7 protein-coding genes and 1 pseudogene are annotated in these 7,250 nt (G+C 62.7%); 4 read left to right on the top strand and 4 right to left on the bottom strand.

The genetic code is table 11. The features are described 5' to 3' along the window. Positions 1-26: 26 nt before the first annotated feature. A complete protein-coding gene (locus HMPREF0591_RS28510) occupies positions 27-1,220 on the bottom strand; it encodes a cytochrome P450 (RefSeq protein WP_007172294.1) in 1,194 nt (397 codons plus the stop codon). Positions 1,221-1,285: 65 nt separating this feature from the next. On the opposite strand from HMPREF0591_RS28510, the gene HMPREF0591_RS28515 reads away from it, so the two are divergent. After that, positions 1,286-1,867: a TetR/AcrR family transcriptional regulator gene (locus HMPREF0591_RS28515; RefSeq protein ID WP_007172295.1), complete on the top strand. Its 582-nt coding sequence runs from the start codon at positions 1,286-1,288 to the stop codon at positions 1,865-1,867. Between the two features lie 645 nt (positions 1,868-2,512). On the opposite strand, the gene HMPREF0591_RS28520 is transcribed toward HMPREF0591_RS28515, so the two are convergent. The 3 genes and pseudogenes from HMPREF0591_RS28520 to HMPREF0591_RS34200 all read right to left on the bottom strand — a co-directional run. Then, a complete protein-coding gene (locus HMPREF0591_RS28520; RefSeq protein WP_033717424.1) occupies positions 2,513-3,136 on the bottom strand; it encodes a hypothetical protein in 624 nt (207 codons plus the stop codon). Continuing rightward, complete coding sequence (locus HMPREF0591_RS28525) at positions 3,121-3,732, bottom strand: hypothetical protein (protein WP_087139652.1); 612 nt, start codon at positions 3,730-3,732, stop codon at positions 3,121-3,123. Before HMPREF0591_RS28525 ends, HMPREF0591_RS28520 begins: the two co-directional genes overlap by 16 nt. A 119-nt stretch (positions 3,733-3,851) precedes the next feature. After that, positions 3,852-3,965: pseudogene (locus HMPREF0591_RS34200) on the bottom strand (hypothetical protein); the annotation flags it as partial. Between the two features lie 457 nt (positions 3,966-4,422). On the opposite strand from HMPREF0591_RS34200, the gene HMPREF0591_RS28530 reads away from it, so the two are divergent. The 3 genes from HMPREF0591_RS28530 to HMPREF0591_RS28540 all read left to right on the top strand — a co-directional run bounded on the left by HMPREF0591_RS28530 (position 4,423) and on the right by HMPREF0591_RS28540 (position 7,087). After that, a complete protein-coding gene (locus HMPREF0591_RS28530; protein WP_007172298.1) occupies positions 4,423-5,499 on the top strand; it encodes a tyrosine-type recombinase/integrase in 1,077 nt (358 codons plus the stop codon). After that, a complete protein-coding gene (locus HMPREF0591_RS28535; protein ID WP_007172299.1) occupies positions 5,496-5,819 on the top strand; it encodes a helix-turn-helix domain-containing protein in 324 nt (107 codons plus the stop codon). The genes HMPREF0591_RS28530 and HMPREF0591_RS28535 overlap by 4 nt, the downstream gene beginning before the upstream one ends. A 140-nt stretch (positions 5,820-5,959) precedes the next feature. Beyond that, a complete protein-coding gene (locus tag HMPREF0591_RS28540) occupies positions 5,960-7,087 on the top strand; it encodes a site-specific integrase (RefSeq protein ID WP_007172300.1) in 1,128 nt (375 codons plus the stop codon). The last annotated feature ends 163 nt before the right edge of the window (positions 7,088-7,250 follow it).

Genomic DNA, 7,250 nt, shown 5'->3' on the forward strand with positions numbered 1-7,250 from the left:
TCACAGCCAATTGGACCGCAGCGCGGCTAGTTCGCCGACCAGGAGATCGGCAACGACAAATAGCCTCGGATCGGGCCCGACCGCAGGCGCTGCGCGCGGCCCAAGTCGACTTCCCAGTTGGGCACGCGGGCCAGCAAGGCGCGCAACGCGATCCGGGCCTCCATCCGGGCCAAGGACGCACCGAGACAGAAGTGAATGCCTCGGCCGAATGCCACTTGGTGTTCGGGTTTGCGCCCGATGTCAAACACGTCGGGATCAGCGAACACGCGTTCGTCACGATTAGCCGAGCCGAACAACAACAGCACCGAATCACCCGCCGACATTGTGACGCCATGCACTGTCACGTCGCGGGTCAACGTTCGCGAAAGTCCTTGAGCCGGTGAGTCATACCGCAGCAGCTCCTCAACAGCTGCCCCGAGCAAGCTCTCATCGCCAGCCAGCCGGTGGCGGGTGTCGCGATAGTCGGCCAGTACCACCGCGGCGTTGGCCAGCAGATTCGACGTCGTCTCATGACCGGCGATCAGCAGCAGCAGGCAAAAGCCAAGCAGTTCGTCGTCACTAAGGTGCTTTCCGTCGATCTCGGCACACACCAACGCTGACATCAAATCGTCGCGCGGTTGGCCGCGGCGGTCGGCGAGGAAATCGGTGAAGTAGCCATAGATCGCGGCCGCGGCTGCCAAAGCCTCGCCGGTCTCGCCGTGGGTGGGATTGGACTGCACCAACGCGTTCGACCATCGCCGAAATTGTGTACGGTCCTCGCGCGGCACACCGAGCAAATCAGCGATCACCATCGCTGGTAGTACAGCTGCGAAGTCGGCGACGAAATCGGCCGAACTGGCTTCCTGGATCAGGCCGGCCGTCAACTGATCAGCGAGGTCCTCGATCGCGCACGTCAGCGCCGCGATTCGTCGCGGGGTGAAGGCCTTGCTAACCAATGCCCGCAGCTGATCGTGTCGCGGGGGATCCATCAAAATCATCATCGGCAGCAGCGATTCGCGAAAAGTCGAGCCCGGTGGAGTCGGAAATACTCCGTCGACCGACGAGTAGCTGTGATGGTCAAGCAGCGCGCTGATGACATCCGCGTGGCGACTAAGTACCCAGGTGTTGGTATCGGCGGCGTGATAGACCGGTGCCGCGTCGCGTAGCTGCCGGTAGACGGGGTAGGGGTCGTCCTGAATTTCCGCGTCAAAGGGATCGTAGCGAAGTTGTACCGTCGACATAGCGTCTCCTGCCACATTGCAGAACGTCGGTTTAGACTGAGAGTTTAAACCGAGGGGAGGACTTTATGCGGAAGATTCCCGCTCAGATTGCCGACCGGTTGCCTGCCGCGGCCGAACTCTTCGCCGAGCGCGGGCTCAACGACACAAAGATCGAAGACGTCGCCGCGACCACGGGCATCGCCAAGGCCACGCTCTACTACTACTTCGCCGGCAAAGAAGAAATACTCGCCTTCCTCCTCGAAGACGCCCTACAACACGTCGCGCACGAGGTCACCGCGATCGTCGAGGCAGACGGCGCCGCCGCCCAACGCCTGCACGACGTCATCAGTGCCCAACTGCGCGTGATGGCCCAGCGGCCCGCTGTCTGTCGCGCCCTCATAGGAGAACTGGGCCGCGCCGCCCGCATGCCCGTCATCGCCAACATGATCAGCACTGCCTACTTCGAACCCGTCGAGACCTTGCTTCGCGCGGGCGCTAACGACCGTTCACTCGAGGCTCTCGACAACCCCAGAGCTGCCGCCATCGCGCTATTCGGTGCAGTCACCACCAGCGCACTGACCTACCTAATCACCGACGATACGCTCGACGAAGATCTAATCGCACGAACAATTCACGACGTCGTGTTTACCGGCATACGGCCACGCTAGCTCCCCCCGCAGACCAATCTGCGACCACGCGTGTGCTCGATAGTCAACGACTTTGAGCATTTCTGAACATCTCCTACCGCAACAGCTCACCCCCAGAACGCCCGCGTCCGATGGAGGTTCGCGGCCGGCGAGATCCGGGCACCTGACCAGTGCAGCCAGAACGTCGGACCCGAAAACCGCTAGCCCACCACGGCAATACCGCAGGTTTCGAATACGACCACTCCACCAGCACAGTGCCAACACACGACTTACACACCGCCCCTTGGTGTTTCGTGCACTGTGCAAAGTCTCGATGGTCGTCGCACACCAACCATGCGCCCGCACACGACGGGTCAAGTAGCCCGTGGCCGCGGGCAAAATTAGCGTCAGACGGGGGACTTGCCAGGGCTACGGAGGCGTGGCACAGCCTCGAAGCATCCAGGTCTCGAATGGCTCCGCCGGGCGGCGGCCGCAATAGTCAGATATGGCCAATCCGACCCGCGTCTCGGCAACGTGGGATGTCCACATCGCGATATTCGGTATCGCCGGTGGATCCTCACCCGAAGGCTGTCCCCGACGGCCTTCCGTTGTGTGGGCCACAGCCGCGAACCTCCGCGACCGGGCTTCCTTGGAGGCGCCGGGGGAGACCTCGACGTGATGGACGCTCTACGTCTTGACGTCGGGATCGTCTGTGTCACGCTGCGGGTTGGAAAGTCCTGGCGCGGGTGTATTTGATTGAGCTGCTGGCGGATTCGCCCCAGTCGTGCCAGTACCAGCAGTGCCAGGCGCCTTTTTCGTAGTGGTGTCTGCTTCGGGTTCAATCGGGTCGCGCAGATCGATCATTTCGGTGCCAGCCTGGGGAGATATGGTCTTGGTCGTCCAGGTGGACTTGACCCTCGACGATTTGCCTTTGTGTTCGACGTGTACCTCGATGGCATCGGTTGCACTCGCCCCGCTGGTGAGTGTGAAGTAGACGCGAATCTTGGCTTTGCCGCCATCGAAGTTGATTGGCCCGGCACCAGTTTTGGAACGTCCGATTAATGGCAGCTTGGTGTTGGTGCCAGCTGCCATGAGTTCAACCGAATCGACTTGCGCGGCCCCGCTTCCCTCCTTGGCGAGGACGACTTCCACGAACCCGGTCTTGTCGAATTCGCTTGTCACCGTGATGTTGGCGCGGTTCTGACGGATGTAGAGGACGACCGGCACGCCGATTGCGGCCCCCAACGTGGCGGCGGCAATGATGACGCCCCAAATAATCCAGTCGATGCCGAACATCAGGGACACCCGCACGGAAATGACTGTGCGCCCGTTATGGGGTCCACCTCGATGCCTCTATGACACACCTCGCTGCACCCGACCACCTTGCATTGCAAGAGGCCGTTGAAGAATCGTCTGAGATGGCAGCGGTCGTCGTTGTCCTCCCACACGACCTCATACGGGCCCCTCGACGCAGTGCCCACGCGAAAATCGATCGCACCCTCGTCGTCATTGCGCGTGGCTCGATAGAACGACACCGCTTCAGGGTGACCCGGATCCGGGGTCAACAGGTAGTCACCGTTGACCAGCGGAACCGCCGTGTGCCAGATGGCCGCGATGCGCTCGCCCTGACCCCGCTCAACGATGCCCAGACCTGAGCGCGCCTGAGCCCACGATTCTGCGGTGAAAGACAATACGGTAGGGGTGTGGAGCGACGGATGATCCGCATCCGAGAACACGATATCTTGTAGCGAGGGTTCTTCCGCTAGACGCTGCGCGAGCTCGACACTCTCTTCGTCTTGAGCCAATTCATTTCGCACTCTTGGATCTAGCGGTGGCACGATCCCGGCGAGTTCGAGCACGAATGCTGCCATTGTTGCCGGCCACGCCGGCATGCCTACCCCCGTCATGGCACAAACGATAGGGCGATCGCCGCAGCATGGGGCGCATTTCGGCATTTTCGCAGCGGTGGTCAATTTCATTGATCAACGCTGCGCCCCTCGCGGTCCGCGGTGTCGGCGGACGGTGGCTACGGTCTCCACCTTGTCGTAGGGAGACGTTCCCAGGTCGCTGCTTCGACGAGGCCCACCGTGATGAGGAAGGGCACGAACATGCGTTGTTGGGCTTCGGGTTGGCGGGCCAAAGCAGGCTCCAATCCCCCGGCGGGGGAGCGGCTGCGCAGTAGGACCACAGGCAGGAGCGTTTGCTGGAAACGCCCGCCCGCTCGACCGCTCGCCCGGTTATCGGCCCTAGGAATTGACTCATCGAGTGAATCACAATGCGTTAGTGCCACACTCGCTGCATCACGTCGAAACCGGTTGCAAGAGCGTGCGATGCGTATGGCGGCGGATTATCGGGAATGTATAGTGGCGCTCGACTACGTTGAAGTACAACCGATTGCGCTATATGCGGTAGTTAACCAACAGTCGACGGGTTCCTGAGCCACCGAGTGGTGTGCGCCAGCCCGTCGAGTGCCTGGACCAGCTGTTGTGGGCGTGTCCCTGCTGCAAAACCCGCGAATGAAGTGGCATCATCTTTGCCGACTGGATAACTGATCAGCTGATGATTCTTCACTGTGGGTGAAGTTGAGGAGGCGTGGGTTGGCTCTGGCTGTCGTGCGGGACCTGAGGGAGCAGCGGGCACCGGCGACCGAGGATGAGCTCGCCGGCTTCGAGACCGATGTGCTGGCCGGATTCGTCCTTGCCCGGGCATCGGCCGGGTTGGTCGACTCGACCATCCGCAACGACGTGAATCACCTTGAGCTGATCCGGGACTGGTTCGGTCGGCCGCTGTGGGAGATCCAGCCTGCTGACGCCGACACCTACTTCGGCAAGGTGCTGCGTGATGCCCGGGCGTCGACTCGGACCGGGCGGGCGGCCGCGCTGACGGTGTACTTTCAGTTCCTCGAACTGCGTCACAAGGTCGAGTTGCACAATCTCAGCGGCCGGGTCATCGAGTGCCCGCTCGATGAGATCAACCGACCGCGGGCGTGGGTGGATCCGCAGCTGCGCATCCCGCCGACCGCCGACGAGGTGGAGCAGCTGTTCGCGGGGTGGCGCGGGGAGCTGGTCACCTGCCGCAAGTTCGCCCCGACCGCCCGAAACTACGCCGTGGCTCGCCTGGTGGCCGATGTCGGATTGCGGATCAACGAGGCGCGGATGCTCGACCTGGATGACGTGCGCTGGGAGCTGGGCCGGTTCGGCAAGCTGAACGTCCGTCATGGCAAGGGATCTCGTCGCAAAGGTCCCAAGCCGCGGGTAGTGCCACTGATCAACGGCGCCGACCGCAGCCTGCAGTGGTTCATCGAAGACGTGCTGGGCCTGTTCGATGTCGACCCGAAAAACCATGCTGCGCCGCTGTTTCCGTCCGAACGCAAGAACATCGACGGGACGTGTATGCGCGCGACCGCCGACGTCTATCGCCGCGCCCTGGCCGAGGCCACCGACCGATATCTGCCGAGGTGGTCGGGGAAGCTGACACCGCATGTGCTGCGGCATTTCTGCGCATCCCAGCTTTATCTGGCCGGTATGAACCTATTCGCGATCCAGGAACTATTAGGTCACGCCTGGACGGGCACAACGGCTCGGTATATCCACGTGCACGCCACCCACGTCGAAGATGCCTGGGTCACCGGGCAACGCCGGGTCGCCGATCGATGGAAAGGACTCGCTCGATGAAATGGAACCTGCGATTGGCCGCGGCCAATCGCGGCATCTGGAAGGCCAGCGAACTCCAGCGGATGCTCGCCGACCGCGGTCTGGTCATCAGCGCCGGCAAGATGTCGGGCCTGTGGTCGGGCAACCCCAACGCCATCAAACTGAACGACCTGGACGTCATCTGCGCCGTCCTCGGCTGCGGGGTCGACGAGTTGCTGATTCCCGAACCCGAAACCGTGGCAGCGGCCACGCCCGTCACCGACGACGAGTCAGCGGCGGTCGGTGAGGCCCGGTCGGTCACGCCGCGCACTCGCGCCGGCAGGTCGCTGCCGCCGCGATGAACTGCCTGCACTGCGGGACTGCGCTGCCTGCCAACAGTCGCCGCGACCAAAAATACTGCGGCAGAAGCTGTTCAAGAAGAGCGTCCTACCAACGCAGAAAGGCGGGACTGCCTCCTCGCCCGCCCCGGCGGCATCCAGCCTTGGAATCCGACGACCCCGTGCTCGCGGCCGCCGCGATACACGCCCGGGAACTCGGTGCCGCCCACGATTGGTGCGGTGAGACCACAAACCGATGCCTCGACGCCCTGCTCACCCTTCTGGCCGGTCGGCCCACCGGTGATCGCGTGCCGCTCACCGAGGTTCGAACCCGGCCGCATCGGCTCGCGTCCCGTCGCAGGCTCGTCGAAATCCTATCCCACTTCGACCTGCTGAAAGACGACACCGAACCTCCGATCCGTGCCTGGATCGACCGCGTCACCGCGGAACTTCCGCCAGGATTCGCCGAGCCGGCCCACCACTGGCTCCTTACCCTGTTGGTCGGCGGCGCACGTGCTCGCCCACGATCACCGAGGACGCTCTACAGCTACTTCGGCTCGGTCAAGCCCCTTCTCGCGCACTGGTCCACCTCCTACGAGCATCTCAGGGAGGTCACCAGGGCCGACGTCGACGCGGCGCTGCGGCCGTTTCAGGGAAACCAGCGCCACAATCTGATCAAGGCGCTGCGGTCGCTGTTCCGGCACGCCAAGAAGAATGCTCTGGTCTTCAGCAACCCAACAGCGGGTTTGAAGAGCCAACCAGTAGACCAGGACCTCCTGCCCATCACCGATGACGAGGTGCGCTCGATCGAACAGCTCGCCAGCGAACCGCTTGAACGCCTCGTCGTGGCGCTGAGCGTCGAACATGCCTGCCGCACAGCCGTTATACGCAAACTCACGCTCGACGACATCGACCTGCCGAACCGGCGGATCACCCTTGCCGGACACAACCAACGGCTCGGTGAGCTCACCCACATCGCGCTGAACACATGGCTCGACCACCGCCGGGACAGATGGCCCCACACTCCGAACCGGCACGTTCTACTCACGACGAAAACTGCATTGCGCACAACGCCGGTCAGTCAAAAATCGGTGAAACCATCGTTGAGCGACAATGGATTCACGATCGAACGCATCCGTGCCGACCGAATCCTTCACGAAGCGCTGACCGCAGGCCCGGACCCACTGCACCTGTCTCTCGTCTTCGGCATCTCCCACAACACCGCACGGCGCTACACCACCGTGGCCGAACGGCTGCTCAGCGACGAACTCGAGCAGCCGGTAGAACCGTAGTGCCACCCAACGCCGCCAGACTCAGGGCCCGCGAACCCGCCGCAGTTATGAACCTTCACAGCCGAAAGGCCGTGGGTTCCAACTGAAATCGCTTCAATCCGGCTGAACTCACGGGAAACTCACTGGTAACCCGCCATATTCGATTCGGTCGTATTGCCGCTTG

It is taken from the genome of Mycobacterium parascrofulaceum ATCC BAA-614 (assembly GCF_000164135.1).
Taxonomy (GTDB): Bacteria; Actinomycetota; Actinomycetes; order Mycobacteriales; family Mycobacteriaceae; genus Mycobacterium; species Mycobacterium parascrofulaceum.